General features: G+C 65.8%; 16 protein-coding genes. 10 read left to right on the top strand and 6 right to left on the bottom strand.

Going from position 1 to position 16,230, the window contains the following annotated elements; genetic code table 11:
- Positions 1–16: 16 nt before the first annotated feature.
- Complete coding sequence (locus F4X41_09650; protein MYB17272.1) at positions 17–1,417, top strand: HD domain-containing protein; 1,401 nt, start codon at positions 17–19, stop codon at positions 1,415–1,417.
- Positions 1,418–1,423: 6 nt separating this feature from the next.
- Positions 1,424–1,624, top strand: a complete 201-nt coding sequence (locus tag F4X41_09645; protein ID MYB17271.1) for a hypothetical protein — start codon at positions 1,424–1,426, stop codon at positions 1,622–1,624.
- Positions 1,625–1,681: 57 nt separating this feature from the next.
- Here the strand turns inward: F4X41_09645 and F4X41_09640 are convergent, their stop codons facing one another.
- Both F4X41_09640 and pyrE read right to left on the bottom strand, forming a co-directional pair.
- Positions 1,682–2,731 (bottom strand): D-alanine--D-alanine ligase, encoded by a 1,050-nt coding sequence (locus F4X41_09640; GenBank protein MYB17270.1) that lies wholly within the window; start codon positions 2,729–2,731, stop codon positions 1,682–1,684.
- Positions 2,728–3,258 carry an orotate phosphoribosyltransferase gene (pyrE, locus tag F4X41_09635; protein ID MYB17269.1) on the bottom strand — a complete coding sequence of 177 codons (531 nt, stop codon included), beginning with the start codon at positions 3,256–3,258 and terminating at the stop codon, positions 2,728–2,730. Before pyrE ends, F4X41_09640 begins: the two co-directional genes overlap by 4 nt.
- Before the next feature lie 325 nt (positions 3,259–3,583).
- Between pyrE and coxB the strand changes: the two genes are divergently transcribed.
- From coxB to F4X41_09605, 6 genes are all read left to right on the top strand, one after another.
- The gene (gene coxB, locus F4X41_09630) at positions 3,584–4,504 is read left to right on the top strand and encodes a cytochrome c oxidase subunit II (protein MYB17268.1); all 921 of its coding nucleotides are present in this window, start codon (positions 3,584–3,586) and stop codon (positions 4,502–4,504) included.
- Entirely contained in the window at positions 4,505–6,388 is a 1,884-nt protein-coding gene (gene ctaD, locus F4X41_09625; protein MYB17267.1) for a cytochrome c oxidase subunit I, read from the top strand.
- Between the two features lie 6 nt (positions 6,389–6,394).
- Entirely contained in the window at positions 6,395–7,084 is a 690-nt protein-coding gene (locus F4X41_09620) for a cytochrome oxidase subunit III (GenBank protein ID MYB17266.1), read from the top strand.
- Positions 7,084–7,452, top strand: a complete 369-nt coding sequence (locus tag F4X41_09615) for a cytochrome C oxidase subunit IV family protein (GenBank protein MYB17265.1) — start codon at positions 7,084–7,086, stop codon at positions 7,450–7,452. Before F4X41_09620 ends, F4X41_09615 begins: the two co-directional genes overlap by 1 nt.
- 95 nt (positions 7,453–7,547) lie before the next feature.
- Positions 7,548–8,282: an SDR family oxidoreductase gene (locus F4X41_09610; GenBank protein MYB17264.1), complete on the top strand. Its 735-nt coding sequence runs from the start codon at positions 7,548–7,550 to the stop codon at positions 8,280–8,282.
- Between the two features lie 298 nt (positions 8,283–8,580).
- Entirely contained in the window at positions 8,581–9,267 is a 687-nt protein-coding gene (locus F4X41_09605) for an SDR family oxidoreductase (GenBank protein MYB17263.1), read from the top strand.
- Positions 9,268–9,322: 55 nt separating this feature from the next.
- Here F4X41_09605 and F4X41_09600 read toward each other — a convergent pair whose 3' ends face one another.
- The gene (locus F4X41_09600; GenBank protein ID MYB17262.1) at positions 9,323–9,799 is read right to left on the bottom strand and encodes an Rrf2 family transcriptional regulator; all 477 of its coding nucleotides are present in this window, start codon (positions 9,797–9,799) and stop codon (positions 9,323–9,325) included.
- The gene (locus F4X41_09595) at positions 9,783–10,895 is read right to left on the bottom strand and encodes an alcohol dehydrogenase catalytic domain-containing protein (protein MYB17261.1); all 1,113 of its coding nucleotides are present in this window, start codon (positions 10,893–10,895) and stop codon (positions 9,783–9,785) included. The genes F4X41_09600 and F4X41_09595 overlap by 17 nt, the downstream gene beginning before the upstream one ends.
- A gap of 198 nt (positions 10,896–11,093) precedes the next feature.
- Here F4X41_09595 and F4X41_09590 point away from each other — a divergent pair, with 198 nt between their 5' ends.
- Together F4X41_09590 and mnmE are read left to right on the top strand one after the other, a co-directional pair.
- Entirely contained in the window at positions 11,094–12,914 is a 1,821-nt protein-coding gene (locus F4X41_09590) for a TIGR03960 family B12-binding radical SAM protein (protein MYB17260.1), read from the top strand.
- A 15-nt stretch (positions 12,915–12,929) separates the two neighbouring features.
- Complete coding sequence (gene mnmE / locus F4X41_09585; protein ID MYB17259.1) at positions 12,930–14,315, top strand: tRNA uridine-5-carboxymethylaminomethyl(34) synthesis GTPase MnmE; 1,386 nt, start codon at positions 12,930–12,932, stop codon at positions 14,313–14,315.
- 32 nt (positions 14,316–14,347) lie between these two features.
- On the opposite strand, the gene F4X41_09580 is transcribed toward mnmE, so the two are convergent.
- Together F4X41_09580 and F4X41_09575 are read right to left on the bottom strand one after the other, a co-directional pair.
- Positions 14,348–15,196: a methyltransferase domain-containing protein gene (locus F4X41_09580; protein MYB17258.1), complete on the bottom strand. Its 849-nt coding sequence runs from the start codon at positions 15,194–15,196 to the stop codon at positions 14,348–14,350.
- On the bottom strand, positions 15,193–16,230 hold a 1,038-nt coding region (locus F4X41_09575; GenBank protein MYB17257.1), incomplete at its 5' end, for an endo-1,4-beta-xylanase. The genes F4X41_09575 and F4X41_09580, both read right to left, overlap by 4 nt.

Genomic DNA, 16,230 nt, shown 5'->3' with positions numbered 1-16,230 from the left:
CTTGCGGGCGTTGGCATTGGATTTTCTGGGCGATATCGCAATTGTTTTCGAGCGGGCCGGGCATTCCATATACCTGGTCGGCGGCTCGGTGCGTGACCGCATCCTGGGCCGCGCGGCGCCCGATTTGGACCTTGCCACCTCGGCCCTGCCGGAAGAGATTTCGCGTTTGCTGCGGCAATCGGGCGGCAAAGCGATCGTCGAGATCGGATCGGCGTTCGGCACAGTTTGCGCGCGCTTCGGCGACGGTCAGGTGGACGTGACCACTTTCCGCTCGGAGTGGTACCCCGATCCGCATTCGCGCCATCCCCAGGTCCAATTCGGCACCAGCCTTCGGCAGGACCTGGAACGACGCGACTTCACGATCAACGCGATCGCCCAGGACATCTCCAGCGGACACCTGATCGACCCATTCGACGGAGTCGGGGACATCGCCCGGCGACGGGTGCGGGCGGTCGGCCGGGCCGAGGACCGCTTCTGCGAGGATCCGCTGCGGATGATGCGCGCCATCCGCCTGGCGGCGCAGTTGGACATGGAAATCGACGCCCCGACCCGGTCGGCGATTGCCGCCAGCGCCGGTCGCCTGCAATTTATCTCCGCCGAACGCATCCGGGCCGAGCTGGAAAAGATATTGCTATCCGAGGACCCGGCCGGCAGCCTGGCCGACGTGATCGATTTGGGGCTGTGCCGGTTCGTGATCCCGGAGCTGCTGGAGTTGGCCGAAACCGACAACGACGAGCGTTCGCGCCAGAAAGACGTGCTCTCGCACACTCTGCGCGTGGTTAATGGGGTGCGGGCGCATCTGCCCCTGCGCCTGGCCGCGCTGCTGCACGACATCGGCAAGCCGGCCACGCGGCGGGTGCGCGGCGGCAAGGTGCATTTCTTCCGCCACGAGCTGGTCGGGGCCCGCATGGCGCGGCGGATTTTGGGCCGGTTGCGGTTCGACCGCGCGACCACCGAAGAGGTCAGCTCGCTGGTCGCCCTGCACATGCGCTCGAACCTCTACTCGCGCGACTGGACCGACGGGGCGGTGCGACGCTACCTGCGCGAGGTCGGCGGCCACCGCGAATTGTTGCTAGAACTTTCGCGCGCCGATATCACCAGCTATCGGCACCGCAAGATTCGCGACGGTCTTGCCAGGGTGGCCGAACTGGAAGCCCGCTGCGAACGCCTGGGGGCCGACGGCGTCGTGGCGCGCATGCGCAGTCCGCTGGACGGAAACGACCTGATGGAGCTGCTGGACCGACCTCCCGGACCCTGGATAAAACCGCTCAAAGAACACCTTCTCGGGCTTGTGCTGGACGGCCAGCTCGATCCCGACGACCGCGAACGCGCCGCCGCGATCGCCGTCGAACTGGCGGCGCCGGAAGGCGACCCGCCCGTCGCGCCGGCCCCGGTCGGCGGGGAAAAATCGGGGTAGGGACGCATGCTGCGGTTCGACCGGGGCAAGGACCACCCACCGCCTCGCCACCAGACCACCTGGCTTTCCTGCCTGGGAACGATCGCGGCCGTGATCGGGGGGTTCATCCTCATGGGGGTGCTGGGAGTCGGCCTGGCGTTACTGCTGGGCCTTTTCGATACGGTCAATTCCCCAGCCCCGGAGGCGTTGGCGGCAATCATCGCCTAAGCCCGCACACGGCGGTACTTTCGCGAGTAGGTGATGCTGCACGGTCCGCAACGTGGGCTACGCGTTGCGCAGCTGGCGACGTTCGTCCGCGCGCTCGAGTCCCAGTTCGATCAGACGGTTTAGCAACTCTGGATAGGGCAGGCCGGATTCGGACCAGAGCTTGGGATACATGCTGATCGGCGTAAACCCCGGCATCGTGTTGACCTCGGAAATGTAAAGGTCGCCGCTGTCGGCCGAGAGCAGGAAATCGACCCTCGCCAGGCCGGCCAGATCCAGGGCCACAAATGCGCTCCGGGCAGCTGCCGCCACCGCGCGCGCGGTGGCCGGGTCCAGATCCGCCGGGGCCTGGGTGCGGGAAGCCGAATCCTCGTACTTGGCGGCATAGTCGTAGAACTCGCGCGCTGGGAACACCTCTCCCGCCACCGAGACCTCGGGCTCGTGATTGCCCAGCACCGCGATCTCGATTTCGCGCGCATCGGGGACCGCCTTTTCGCACACGATGCGGGTATCGTAGGCGGCGGCCAGATCGATTGCCGCAGCCAGGCTTTCGCGGCCGTCGGCCTTGCTGATCCCCACCGACGAACCCAGGTTGGCAGGCTTGACAAATTGCGGCAGACCCAGTGCGCCGATCAGACCCTGGAGGATCCCGGCGCGGTCGTTTTGCCATTCGGTTCGCCGCACCAGCCGCCAGGGCGCGGTCTTGAGGCCGGACCGTTCAAAAACCGATTTCATCACCGCTTTGTCCATCCCGGCGGCCGAGCCCAGCACGCCTGATCCGACGTAGGCGATGCCGGACATCTCCAGCAGCCCCTGGACGGTGCCGTCTTCCCCGTAGGTGCCATGCAGCAAGGGGAACACTATGTCGCAGCCGGAGACCAGCTCGCGCGCCGCCGCCGGGGCCGACTGCGCCGGCGGAGGCCGATCGGACCGCAGCTGGTCCGGGGTGCACGGTACGATCCAGCCCCCGTCGCGGTCGATACCGACCGGCGTCACCTGGTGGGGGGTTTGCGCCAGGCCGGCAAGGACCGAATCGGCCGAAACGATTGAGACCGCGTGCTCGCCGGACCGCCCGCCGAACAGCAGGGCCAGACGAACCGGGCCGGTCAATTAATTTCCAGCGAGGAGGTGGTAAAGAGCGAGTCCAGCCTTATCTCGAATTCCCGGAAACGGGCCAGTCCGCCCTCCTCGCGATCGAGCACGCAAACGCAGGTGTCCAAATGCACCCCGAACCGGCGCAGGCGGCCGGCGGCGGTGAGGGCCTGGCCCCCGGTGGTGACCACATCCTCGACCAGGAGGACCTTCTGGCCCGCCGCGATCGATCCTTCGAAAAAGCGGGCCGTTCCGTACTCCTTGGGCTCGCGGCGCACGATCACAAACGGCAGTCCCGATTCAAGCGACATCGCCGCCGCCAGCGCGACCGCGCCCAGCTCCGGGGCGGCCAGGACCTCGGTGCCCGCAGGGATGCGGGCCGCCAGCGCCTTGCCTACCGGTCCCAGCAGCTCGGGCCTGGTTTCGATTAGGTACTTGTCGAAGTAGTAGCTGGAGCGGCGGCCCGAGGAGAGGACGAAATCGCCCCGCAGCAGCGCCGCGGCGCACAGGTCGCGTCCCAGCGCGGCCAGTTGATCTGCTTGCAACTTCTCTCCTCGTTCCTGGCCCGGTCGGCCCCGGCCCGAAGGGTGCCGGACTGCCGTATTCGCCCGTCCCGATCAGCCGTCGGCATCCGGGCTCTGGCAACCGGGCCGGGATTTCAAAAATGGGGCACGCCTATAATTTTGCGCCTGTTCGAATTCTCGGTTTGCGCGCGTGCTTTCCCGACCGCGCCGAAGGACTGGAAGCAGCTCCATCACTGGCCTAAATCGCGCGTTAGCGGCAGCGTTCCGCCTGATCCCCCCGCGGGGCGCTCTTCTGCCCCTTGCGCTGACCGCAGCCCTGGCCCTGTCCGGTTGCGGCGAATTGCCGATGACCATCATGCAGCCGGCCGGCGACAACGCCCGCCAGACGCTGGATCTTTTCATCATCCTGCTGATCGGTTCCGGCATCATCCTGGTCGGGGTCGAGGGCTGGATCATCTACGCCCTGATCGCCTACCGGCGCCGCGCCGGCAACGATGGGATCCCGCCGCAGACGCACGGCAATAACACCCTGGAAGCAGTCTGGACCGCGATCCCGACGGCGATCGTGATCGCGCTGGCGGTCCTGACCATCCGCACGATCATGGTCCAGGCCGCCGAGCCCGGACCCGACGCACTTCGCGTGAACGTGTACGGCAACCAGTGGTGGTGGGAATTCGAATACCCCGAATATGGAGTCACGACCGCCAACGAGATCTACCTGGTGGTCGACCGCGAGGCGGCCCTCACCCTGCAGTCTGATGACGTGATCCACGGGTTCTGGATTCCCAAGCTCTCCGGCAAGATGGACGTGGTCCCGGGCCGGGTGAACGGATTCAAATTCACCCCCGAAGAAGTGGGCGTGTACGAGGGCCAGTGCACCGAGTTCTGCGGCTGGGCGCACGCCGACATGCGGATTAAGACTTTCGTAGTTACCCAAGCCGAGTTCGACGACTGGGTAGCGATCCAAACCCGTGACGCGAGCGTCGAGCAGCAGGAGTCGGAGGGCGCGCGGCTTATGGTCAGCAAGACCTGTAACGCCTGTCACGCCATACGCGGCACCATCATCCAGGGTCAGGAAGGCCCCGAATTGACGGCATTCGGCATTCGCACTGTAATCGGGTCGAACATAGTCCCCAACACGCCGGAGAACCTGCGTGCCTGGATACAGAATCCAGAACAGATCAAACCGGGCGTGCTGATGCCTGCCCTCGGCCTCACCGATGCCGAAACCGACACGATCGCGACCTTTCTGGAAGGCCTGCGCTAGATGGCCGTACTGACCGGAACCCACGCCGGCGCCGCCCACGCCGATCACTCCCTACCGACCGAGGAATACGGGCTCTGGGCCTGGATCACCACCGTCGACCACAAGCGCATAGCCAAGCTCTACCTCTTCACGGCGCTTTTCTTCTCGCTCGTCGGCGGCGGGCTGGCGGTGGCCATGCGCACCCAGCTCGCGGTCCCCGACAACGACTTAATGGACGGGGGGACCTTCAACCAGTTCTTCACCATGCACGGCCTGATCATGATCTTCCTGGTCATCATGCCGATCAACGCCGCGTTCTTCAATTTCGTCATACCGTTGCAGATCGGGGCCCGCGATGTCGCGTTCCCGCGGCTAAACGCGCTCTCGTACTGGATATTCCTGTTCGGGGGCCTGATGTTCAACGTTTCCTGGTTCACCGGCGGGGCCGCCGACGCCGGCTGGTTCGCCTACCCGCCGCTGTCCGACGACCAGTACTCGGCCAGCAACGGCATGAACTACTACCTTGTCGGACTGGGCATCCTGGGGACCTCGTCGATCATGGCCGGGGTCAACTTCATCGTCACGATCCTGAACATGCGCGCCCCGGGGATGACCTTCACCCGGCTGCCGATATTTACCTGGATGTCGCTGGTGACCCAGTTCCTGCTGGTGTTTGCGCTACCGCCGCTGACGGTGGCGTTCATCCTGCTGCTCTTTGACCGCACCGTCGGCACGACCTTCTTCCAGGCCACCGAGCCGGGCGGCGACCCGATCCTCTGGCAGCACATGTTCTGGTTCTTCGGCCATCCCGAGGTTTACATCCTGATCCTGCCCGCGATGGGCATGATCTCGGACGTGATCCCGGTGTTCGCGCGCAAGCCGATATTCGGTTACACCGCGATAGTCTTCTCGGGAATCTCGATCGGGTTCCTGGGCTTTACGGTCTGGGCCCACCACATGTTCGCGGTCGGGATGGGCCCGATCGCCAATAGCGTTTTCGCCGCCCTCACGATGCTGATTGCCATCCCCACCGGGGTGAAGGTCCTCAACTGGTCGGCGACCCTATGGAAAGCCTCGATCCAGATCACCACGCCGATGCTCTTTGCGGTCGGGTTCGTGGCGATGTTCACCATCGGCGGTCTCTCCGGGATGATGCACGCGACGGTGCCGGTCGACCAGCAGCACACCGACACCTACTTCATCGTGGCCCACTTCCACTACGTGCTCTTCGGCGGCTCGGTGATGGGGATCCTGGCCGGCATCTACTACTGGTGGCCCAAGATGTTCTCGCGCCCGCTGAGCGAACGCCTGGGCAAGTGGCACTTCTGGCTCACGATGATCGGCTTCAACGTCACGTTCGGGCCGATGCACATCTCCGGCAACGACGGGATGCCGCGGCGGGTCTACACCTACCCGGCCGACTTCGGCTGGGAGTTCTGGAACATGCTCTCCACGATCGGGGCGTACCTGACCCTGGTTTCGGCGGTCCTGTTCGCCTACATGATCGTCAAGAACCTGATGTCGAAGGAAGTCGGCGACCCCGACCCCTGGGACGGCCACACCCTGGAATGGTCCATCCCCACGCCGGTTCCGGTATACAACTTCGCCGCCCTGCCGCGGGTCTTCTCCAACCGGCCGTTCTGGGACTCCAAGCACCCCGAGGCGACCGAGATCCATGATGCCGGCTCGGGCAACGGGCACAGCACCGCCCCGCTCGAAATGCCGCCGCTGTACGGACCGCCCGACGAGCACATCCACATGCCGCCGCCATCCTATTGGCCAATCATCCTGGCCGGCGGGTTGACCCTGTTCGGGTTCGGAATCATCTATTTCCTGCCGCTGGCGGCGGTAGGCGTATTGGTGATGATCGGTTCGATCTTCGCCTGGGCCAAGGAACCGGTCTAGGCATCCATGGCCTCCCACGCTGACGCCCACCACGCCCCCTCCGGGGTCGGCCTGGGGCTGGACATGCGCAAGCTGGGCATGTGGACCTTCATCGGCTCGGAATCGCTGTTCTTCGCGACCCTGATCGCCAACTTCTTCATCTGGCGCGGCAGCTCCGAAGGCGGCCTGGGGCCGCACGACCTGGACATCAACCTGACCGGGCTGGGCGCTTTCGTGCTGCTGATGTCGTCACTGACCATGGTCCTGGCGCTGCGCGGCCTGCGCGCGGGCAACACCATCGCCTACCGCAACAACATCCTGGCCACCGCCGGGCTGGGCACGTTCTTCCTGGGCATCCAGGTCTACGAATTCACCCATTTCGGCATGCACGGGCTGGGCATGACGTCGAGCATGTTCGGGGCCTCCTTCTTCGTGCTGACCGGATTTCACGGCGCGCACGTCTTCTGGGGCGTGGTCTGGCTGCTGGCGCTGCTGGTCTTCAAGGTCGGCGAGAACGCCCGCCGCCCCCTCCAGTTCGCGGTCGGCGTGGAAGAGGGTCTGCCCTCCGGACCTGACGCCGGGACCGACGGCGGATCGTACGTCTCGGTCGAAATGTGCGGACTGTACTGGCACTTCGTCGACCTGGTCTGGGTCTTCATCTTCACCCTGATCTACCTGCTGCCGGCGCCGGTCATCGGGCCCCCCGTCGCGCACTGATGCAGGCCGATATCCGATCCGAGATAGCGGCTGAACGGCGCCGCGTCGTCGAGGAGGCGCGCGCGGCCGTCGAGCACCACAAGAAGCATCATCCCAACTACGTGGTGGTCGGCATCTGGCTGTTCATCATCACCGTGGTCGAAGTCGCCGTCGTATTCATGCCGATCGGTCTGTGGCCGATAGTCGTGTCCCTCTTCGTGCTGATGGCCCTGAAAGCCCTCGGCGTGCTCGGCTACTACATGCACCTTTTCTCCGACGCCAAGACCTTTTCGATGCTGATGGGCGGGGGGCTGCTGATCGCGATCGCGATGCTGCTCTCGTTCGGGGCGCTGTTCGGCGTGCTGCCGGGAATGGACCCGGTCTTCTAGACCCGGTTCCACAACCCCGAAAGCCTGGGCCGGGCCAGTCGCTCAAGCATTCGCCAAGCGGTCGGAAGCGCAAGCAGCACCAACGGGGGCCGAGCATGAAACTGGACGGGAAAGGCGCGATAGTTACCGGCGCCGGGAGCGGCATTGGCGAGGCGGTGGCCCGCACCCTGGCCCATGAGGGTGCCGAAGTCGTAACCGTCGGCCGCACCCTGGCCAAACTGGAAAGCGCCAGGGTGGCGGCCGGTGAATCCGGCAAGCGCCTCCACCCACACGCTGCCGATGTGTCCGACCCGCAGGCCGTTAAGGAGCTCTATGCCTGGGGCGGGTCCCGCCTGCCCCAGGTCGACATCCTGGTCAACAATGCCGGAACCAACGTTCCCGACCGGGCACTCGCCAGAGTTAGCCGCGAGGATTTCGACCAGGTGGTGCGGGTAAACCTTAACGGGGTCTTCTATTTGATGGACGCGGTGCTGCCCGAAATGCGGGCGCGTGGCGCCGGCGTGGTAATTACGATCGCTTCAATTGCCGGCGTGCGATCCGGGGTGGTACCGGGGGCCGCCTACAGCGCGAGCAAACACGGCGCGCGAGCGCTGAGCCTCAGCGCCCATCTGGAAGAAGGCGGCAATGGAATCCGCTGCTGCCTCATTCACCCCGGTGAGGTCGACACCCCGATCATGGACCGACGCCCGAACGCCCCCTCGCCGGCGCGCCGAGCGACCATGCTGCAACCCGAGGATCTGGCCCAGGCGGTGCTTTTCGTCGCCACCCTGCACCCCCGCGCGAACGTCCCAGAAATGATGATTACGCCGACGGTACAGCCCTACTCCTAAGGTCCACCAATCCGGACCTGAGGGGCGAGAAGAGCTCTTGCCCCTGTAAACCGGGCTAAGCTCCATCGCGCTCGTCGAGGAACTGCGCGAGCACACTTACGTGGTTCCTGAGCTGGGTTGAAGCACGCACCATTACCGTGGCGTCGGAACTTTCGCGATGCTCACGGCCGCAGACGGCCTCCAAACCATATCGGAGCAAATCACCTATCATGAACCCGAATTTGCCGGCACAACCGATTGAGGACCGAATTTGAAGTTAGCAGGAAAGGGCGCAATTGTGACCGGGGCCGGCAGCGGCATGGGCGAAGCAATTGCCCGCAGCCTGGCGCAGGAGGGGGCCGAAGTGGTCACCGTGGGTCGAACCCTTGCCAAGTTGGAGCAAGCCAAAATCTCCGCCGCGTGCGCCGGAGCCCGATTGCATCCATTTGCGGCCGACGTCGCGGACCCGGATGCGGTCCGGGAACTCTACGCATGGACCCGCACCCGCCTGCCGCAGACCGACATTCTTGTCAACAACGCCGGCACCAATGTTCCCGAGCGGATGTTCGCGGATGTAAAGCGCGAGGACTTCGACTACATCGTCAGGGTGAACCTGAACGGGGTCTTCTACTTGATGAAAGCGGTTCTGCCCGAAATGCGCGAGCGGGGTTCCGGCGTCGTGATAACGATCTCTTCGATCGCCGCGGTTCGGTCGGACATGATCCCCGGCCCCGCCTACAACGCCAGCAAGCACGGCGCGCGGGCGCTGAGTCTGAGCGCGCACCTGGAGGAAGGCGGAAACGGAATCCGCTGCTGCGTTATCCATCCCGGCGGAACCGACACGCCGATCATGGATTCGCGACCCAACCCCCCTTCGGCGGAGCGCCGCGCGAAGATGCTGCAATCAGAGGACATTGCCCAGGCGGTGCTATTCGTAGCCACCCTCCACCCGCGGGCGAACGTCCCCGAGTTGGTGATGGTGCCGACCGGCCAGCCCTATTCGTGAGATTTGGCGCCGGGTTTCGCCAGTCCGGCGGGGCCTTCGGGCGGAATAGCCCTTTCTAGATCTGGTACCCGGTAAGGTCGCTGGCACTCTGCATGGCAAGGTCGGCCAGGCTGGTCTGGCGCATGGCCGCCAGCGCCGCCTGTTCGGCCCGCTCGATCCCGATGCAGCCGCTGCCGGGCGGCTCCATGCCGAGATCGAAGAGGATCCTGTCCAGGGTTAATCCGGTCGAGGCGACCGCCAGCTGGTAGCCACCATTGGCACCGCGCCGCGAGCGCACCAGCCCGGACCGGACCAGCGAAGAGAGCACCTGCCCCAGGATGCTCGGCGGCACTCCCTTGCGTTCGGCGATGTCCTGGGCCCGGACGAATTCGCGGTTCCCGTGCTGGGCGAGATCGACCAGCGCCGCCACGCCGTAGCGGGCGTGTGAATTAATGGCAAACAACGCCCGCCTCCATTCTTTACTGAATCCGTCAAGATTATGCGAAATCGGTCGCCCCTGACCGGCTGGTGGAGCATCAGGCGCCGGGAACAACCACGCCCTTCAGATACCCGGGAGCATGCGATCGCAGCATGTCGAAACCCTCGGCAATCCCGTCCAGCGGCAGGCGGTGGGTTACCACCAGGTCCATCGGGAAAACTCCCCGCGCCAGCGCGGCCAGGGCACGCCGGTAGTCGGCCGCCATGTCGGGCGAATAGGCGGGATGGGCCGAGTGGGCGATCAGGCCCTGATAGGAAAAGTTGCGCAGGTGGTATGTGTCATCGAGCTGGTGGTAGCCGCCCATGATCAGGCGCCCCTGCCCGCGGCGCAGCATGTCGGTGGCCAGCCTGAGTCCGCCCGGTTTGCCGACCAGTTCCACCACCACATCGGCACCGCGTCCGCTTATGTCCATGACTTCGCTGACCGGGTCGTCAATGGTGACGTGAGTCGCCCCAGCGGCCAACGCCAGCTGGCGGCGCTCGGGCAGGGCGTCGACCGCGATCAGCGAACCCAAGCCCTGGTTCCGCAACGCCGCGATCGTCAGCAGGCCCATCTGCCCGCATCCCACGACCGCCACGTGGTCGCCGAATCTGGGGGAGGCGGCTCGAGCGATATTTGCGACGCAAAACAACGGTTCGCCGAGCGCGTGCGCCATGTCGACTCCGTCGGGGACTTTAAAGAGCATGTCGGCGTCACCTATGGCGTGGGTGGCAAACGCCTGCCAAATGGCTCCGGTGACCCGTTCGCCTTCGGCAAATCCCTCAACTCCCGGTCCGACCGCGACCACCACGCCCGACCCCTCGTGACCGAGGAACGCCGGCATGTCCACCGGGCGGTCGCCGGTGTAGACCGGAATCTCGGAACTGCAGATTCCGCAGGCCGAAACCTCCACCAGCACCTCTCCGGGCCCCGGCGCCAAGTCGACGTCAATGAGCTCGAATCGTTTGGGTTCAACCAACCCTGCCCGCGTGCTCTGCATCGCCAGTAGACCTTCCGCTCCGTCTGCTACCCACGTGATCGGCCCGACCGGAATCACCCTCCGGCCGCGTCCCGCAGCACCACCATTCTTCCAGACCAATTCCGCGCATGCGGCCCGGACCGCCGCCCGCTCAAATATCCCGGTGCGACCGATCACCGCGGCCAGCGACACCGTCGCCGATCGGAAATCGGCAAGGCAGGACCGGCAAGACTCGGTGCGGGTGGCAAAGCGACCATAACCGGCGGGAATTGCTCATTGATCCGATCCGGTTGTATCCACCGCTTTTGCCCAATACCATTGGCGGGGGCGCCGGCGGCCGGACCGCCGACATACGCCTCCTCGAATCAAAGTTCCGAACTGACCAAGGCGATGTCTGTCCCGGCAATAGATGTAGAGGCCCTGCTGGACGGAATCCAGAATCCGGTCCATTACGTCGGCGGGGAATGGAACAGCCGCAACCGCGACTGGGATTCGGCTCCGGCAAGGATCTGCCTGGCTTTTCCCGACGTCTACCAGATCGGCATGTCCAACCTCGGCATCCAGATCCTCTACGAGCTGGTCAACGGTCGTGAGGACATGCTCTGCGACCGCGCCTTCTGTCCCTGGCCGGACATGGCCGGCCGGCTCCGCGAGCGCGGCGTCCCGCTTTTTGGCCTGGAAACGCGCCGCCCGCTGGCGGCATTCGACATGGTCGGTTTTTCGCTGCCCTACGAGCTCGGCGTCACCGGCATGCTGGAGATGCTCGATCTTGGCGGGATCCCCCTGCGCGCCGCCGGCCGCGGCGAACGGGACCCGATCGTTATCGGCGGCGGGGCCTCGCTGGTCAACCCCGAGCCGCTGGCCGATTTCTTGGACCTGGCGGTCATTGGCGACGGCGAGGAACTCTTGCCCCGGATCGTGGAACTGCAGGGCGCGGCCAAGCGCGCCGATCCGCGGAATTGGCGGAGACGTTTCCTGGAGCGCGCGGCCGGACTGCCGGGGGTCTACGTCCCGGCGTTCTACGACGTTTCGTATCGGGACGACGGGAGCCTGGGCGCGGTAACGCCCAACAATCCGGCCGCCCCGGCCCAGGTCGAGCGCGCTTACGTGGACATCAACGACTACATCGGTCCGACCCGTCCGGTGGTCGCGCACGGCAAGACGGTATTCGACCGGGCTTCGATCGAGATCCACCGCGGCTGCGCGCGCGGCTGCCGCTTCTGCCAGGCCGGCTTCATAGACCGGCCGCTGCGCACCCGCCGACCCGAGAAAATCCGCGAGGCGGCGCGGGCGGTAATCGAGTCCACCGGCCATCGCGACCTGACGCTCCTCTCGCTCAACGCGGTCGACTACCGGGACATCCAGACCCTCATCCGCGACCTGCGCGAAGAGCTTGACGACCAGGGCCTCGACATCAACATTCCCTCCACCCGGGTGGAGCCGTTCAACATCGACATTGCCCAGGCCCTGCGGCCGGAGGGCAGCGGCCGGCGCCGCTCGATCACGTTCGCGCCGGAGGCGGCCAGCGACCGAATGCGCGAGGTGATCCGCAAGGAGATTCCCGACCGTGAGCTGCTCGACACCGTCGCGGTCGCGTTCGCCCAGGGATTCCACACCGTCAAGCTCTATTTCATGATTGGCTTGCCGACCGAGGAACAGGCCGACGTGGCCGGGATCGCGCGCTTGGCGCGCAAGACGCTCGATATCGGCCGCCGCCACGTGGGCGGCCGGGCCCGGGTGCGGGTTGGGGTTTCCACCTTCGTGCCCAAGGCGCATACGCCTTTCCAGTGGTTCGCCCAGGCGGACGTTGCGCAAATCGAGGAAAAGCAGGCCTTCCTGCGATCGCAGCTGACCGACCGGGCGATCAAGTTCAACTGGAACAACCCGTTGAATTCGGTCATTGAAGCCCTCCTTTCGCTCGGCGACCGCCGGGTTGGGGCGGCGATCGAGAACGCCTGGCGGCTGGGCGCGCGGCTCGATGCCTGGGACGAGCACTTTGATCCCGAGACCTGGAATCGCGGCTGCGCCGAGGCCGGAATAGACGTCGATTGGTACGTCCTACGCGAGCGCGACGACGACGAGCTGCTCCCCTGGGAACACATCGGAGTCCACACCCCCAAGTGGGTATTGCGCTGGGAGCGTGACCGGGCGCTGGCGGCGGCCCGCGGCGAAAACGCCCGGATTCCATCGGCCGCCTACCGCCCCAAGTAATCAAGGTCGGCGCGGGTGTTGCTGGATACCGGCGACACGATCGCGGCGCTGGCCACCGCCCCCGGTCCGGGCGCGATCGCGGTCGTTCGCGCATCCGGTCCCGACGCGGTTGCGGCGGCGCTGAAGGTTTTCAGCCCCCGACCCGGTGAACGGGTCGCTCACCGCCACGTCACCCTCGGCAGCCTGACCGATCCCCGCGACGGGATCGCGTTCGACGAGGCCCTACTGACTTTTTTCCGCGGGCCCAGCTCCTACACCCGCCAGGACCTGGTCGAAATCTCCTGCCACGGCGGGAGCGTGGCCGCCGCGACGTGCCTCGCGGCGCTGCTGCGGGAGGGCTGCCGGTTGGCCGAACCCGGCGAATTCACGCTCCGCGCTTTCTTGAGCGGCCGCATCGACCTGGCCCGCGCCGAAGCGGTCGCCGATATGGTCGCGGCGCCTAACGATCTGTCACTCAAGTCGGCGCGCGCCCAGCTGGGTGGGTCGCTGTCGGAATCCGTTCGGGCGATCCGGGAACGGCTGATCGGATTGCGCGCCCAGCTGGAGGCCGAAATCGACTTCGCCGAAGATGACGTCCCGCCGATGCCGCGCGATCAGATCGGCGCGGTGCTGGAGTCGGCTCAGATCCGGGTCGCCGCGGCGCTGAAGGGGTCGGAAACCGGCCAGCTGCTGCGCACCGGGGTGCGAATCACGCTCGTGGGCGCCCCCAACGCCGGCAAGTCTTCCACGATGAACCTGCTGCTGGGCCGAGATCGGGCGATCGTGACCGAAGAGGCCGGGACGACCCGCGACGTCCTGGAGGAATCGCTCAGCGTGGACGGGCTGACGGTAGTGCTTTCCGACACCGCCGGGATCCGGTCCGGGGCCGGCAGAATCGAGTCCGAAGGAATCGTTCGAACCGAGCGCGCCCTGGGGGAGGCCGACCTGGCCCTGCATCTGGTCGACGGGTCCCGGCCGCTTGCGGAAGCTGACTACCAGACCGCCGCCCTGATCGCCCGGGTGGGGTTGCCGGCGATCGTGCTTTTGAACAAGTCGGACCTGGGTACGGTCGTGGGGGACGCCGAGCTGGAGCGGATCGGAATCGCGCGGCAGGTTCCGTTCTCGGCCCTGCGCGGCGACGGCGTCGATCGGCTGCAGGAAGAGCTATCCGACCTGCTGGAGACCGGCGGTCTGCGCGCCACCGACCTACCGCAAACCACGAACCGGCGTCACATTCGCGGACTGCGCCAGGCCGAAACCGAGCTTGCGGGATCCGAGCGCGCCCTGCGCGACGGGTTGCCGGCCGACTTCATCTGCATCGGTTTGGCCGGGGCTATTTCAGAGCTGGGCCTGATTACCGGCGAGGATGCAACCGAAGACCTTCTGAGCGCGATCTTTACCAAGTTTTGCATCGGCAAGTGAGCCGACTCGGCGGGAATCTACCCCGCCCGGCGCTAGACGGTCTTGGTGGCGACGATGTTAGCGCTCTCGATCGCCCCCTGCCAGCGCTGGCGGCGCCAGGGAACCGAAGACACCAATTCGACCCGCCCGAACCCGGCGCCGCGGATCCGGTCCAGGTAAACGTCGCGCGGTTCGGTGCCCCCTAGGCAGGCCACCCAGTCCTCCATCGCCTCCCCGCCGTCGGGCTCGGCATCCGGTGAGCGGACCAGGTCCGAAATCATCAGCCGACCGCCGGTCTTGAGGATCCGGTGGGCCTCGGCGAACACCCGGTCCTTGTCCGGCGCCAGGTTGATCACGCAGTTGGTGATGATCGCGTCCACCGAATCGTCGGCCAGCGGCGTGGCCTCCATCTCGGCGAGTTGGAATTCGACGTTCTCAAGCCCGGCTTCCCGCGCGCCCTGACGGGCCAGATCGATCATGTCCGGGGTCATGTCGATGCCGATGACCCGGCCGCGCGGGCCTACCGCGCGGGCCGCGATGAAGCAGTCGATCCCGCCGCCGCTGCCGAAGTCGACCACCGTTTCGCCGGGACGCAGCGTGTCGATCGCGTGCGGGTTTCCGCAACCCGCCGAGGCGGCCCGCGCGCCGTCCGGAACCCCCTCGGCTTCACCGCCGCAGTAAAGCTCCGGCTGACCGGGTTCGCAACATGAATCGGGGCCGCAGCACCCTGCCGCTTCGGATCCGGAGCGGCGCGCCAGCTCGCCGTACGCCTCGCGAACCACGTCCTTGATCCTGACTTCGTCGTGCACCTGCAAACCATCTCCGATTGATCGTCCGGCCCCAAATCTACTACGCCGAACCGGGTGCGACGGGCCCGACCTAGCGGGCGATCCGTTCGTCATTTGACTCCCAGTCCCTCGAGGAATCCAAAGTAAGCCGGCTTGGGATCCAGGTAGTCGTCAAACAGCAACGGCCATTCCGGATTGCCCCAGCGATCGATCAACCAGCTTTCGCCGTCGCGCAGCCCCCAGACCGTGATCGCATACCGGTTTTCGGGCGGCAAGGCGACGAACGCCGCCACTATTGCCCTGACTCTCAGGAACTGATCCACGCTGCGGGATCGGGTGAGTTCGGTCTGATCGCCGTCGGGATTGACCCGAACGTCCAACTCGGACACGTGTACCAGCAGACCGCGGCTAACCAATTCATGCATCACCGCTTTGATCTGCCCGATATCGGGAAACGAGTAGGTCACGTGCATTTGCAGGCCGACCCCGTCGATCGGGATCCCGCGCCGCTGGAAATCATCGACCATCGCAAGCATCGCGGCCCGCTTGGCGCCGTCCCAGGTGGTGCCGAATTCGTTGTAGAAGAGCAATGCGTCCGGATCGGCCTCGTGCGCGTACTGGAACAAGCGCGCCACGTAGTCGTCACCCATGCGGCGCCGAAACACCGTGTCGCGGAGGCGGCCGGATCTGGGATCAAGGGCTTCGTTGACCACGTCCCAGCTGGTCACCCGGCCCTTGTACCGACCGACCATCGCGGCGATGTACTCGCGCACCGCGTCCTCGAATTCTTCGTCGCTGCCTGCAAACTCCTCCAGCCAGCGGGGAGTCGATTGGTGCCAGACGAGGGTGTGCCCGTGCACCTGCATTTGGTTGGCTTCGGCGAACTTGACCAGTGCGTCCACGTTGTGCCAGCGGTAGGCATCGGGACCTGGGGCCACGTGCCGCATCTTCATCTCGTATCCGGCGGTGATGCTGCTGAAGACCGATCCGGCTACCTCCCGGAAGAGTTCGGATTGAAGCTGGGCCGCTTTCAGGGACACGCCCACCGGGAATTCGGCGGCCTCGCGAAGTGCGACATACGGGGCCGGCGAGGGGTCGGCAGGCGGGACCGGAGCGGGCTCCGGTGCGGGCGCAGGTGCCAATTGGGC

The organism is Chloroflexota bacterium (genome assembly GCA_009840625.1).
GTDB lineage: Bacteria > Chloroflexota > UBA11872 > UBA11872 > VXNJ01 > VXNJ01.
Note: the sequence above shows the minus strand (reverse complement) of the source record. Positions and strands in the feature narration are given on the sequence as shown.

Coding starts and splice junctions, on each gene's coding strand:
- F4X41_09645 (MYB17271.1), top strand. CDS start 1,424: ATGCTGCGGTTCGACCGGGGCAAGGACCACCCACCGCCTCGCCACCAG.
- coxB (MYB17268.1), top strand. CDS start 3,584: ATGACCATCATGCAGCCGGCCGGCGACAACGCCCGCCAGACGCTGGAT.
- ctaD (MYB17267.1), top strand. CDS start 4,505: ATGGCCGTACTGACCGGAACCCACGCCGGCGCCGCCCACGCCGATCAC.
- F4X41_09620 (MYB17266.1), top strand. CDS start 6,395: ATGGCCTCCCACGCTGACGCCCACCACGCCCCCTCCGGGGTCGGCCTG.
- F4X41_09615 (MYB17265.1), top strand. CDS start 7,084: ATGCAGGCCGATATCCGATCCGAGATAGCGGCTGAACGGCGCCGCGTC.
- F4X41_09610 (MYB17264.1), top strand. CDS start 7,548: ATGAAACTGGACGGGAAAGGCGCGATAGTTACCGGCGCCGGGAGCGGC.
- F4X41_09605 (MYB17263.1), top strand. CDS start 8,581: ATGGGCGAAGCAATTGCCCGCAGCCTGGCGCAGGAGGGGGCCGAAGTG.
- F4X41_09590 (MYB17260.1), top strand. CDS start 11,094: ATGTCTGTCCCGGCAATAGATGTAGAGGCCCTGCTGGACGGAATCCAG.
- F4X41_09580 (MYB17258.1), bottom strand. CDS start 15,196: ATGACGAACGGATCGCCCGCTAGGTCGGGCCCGTCGCACCCGGTTCGG.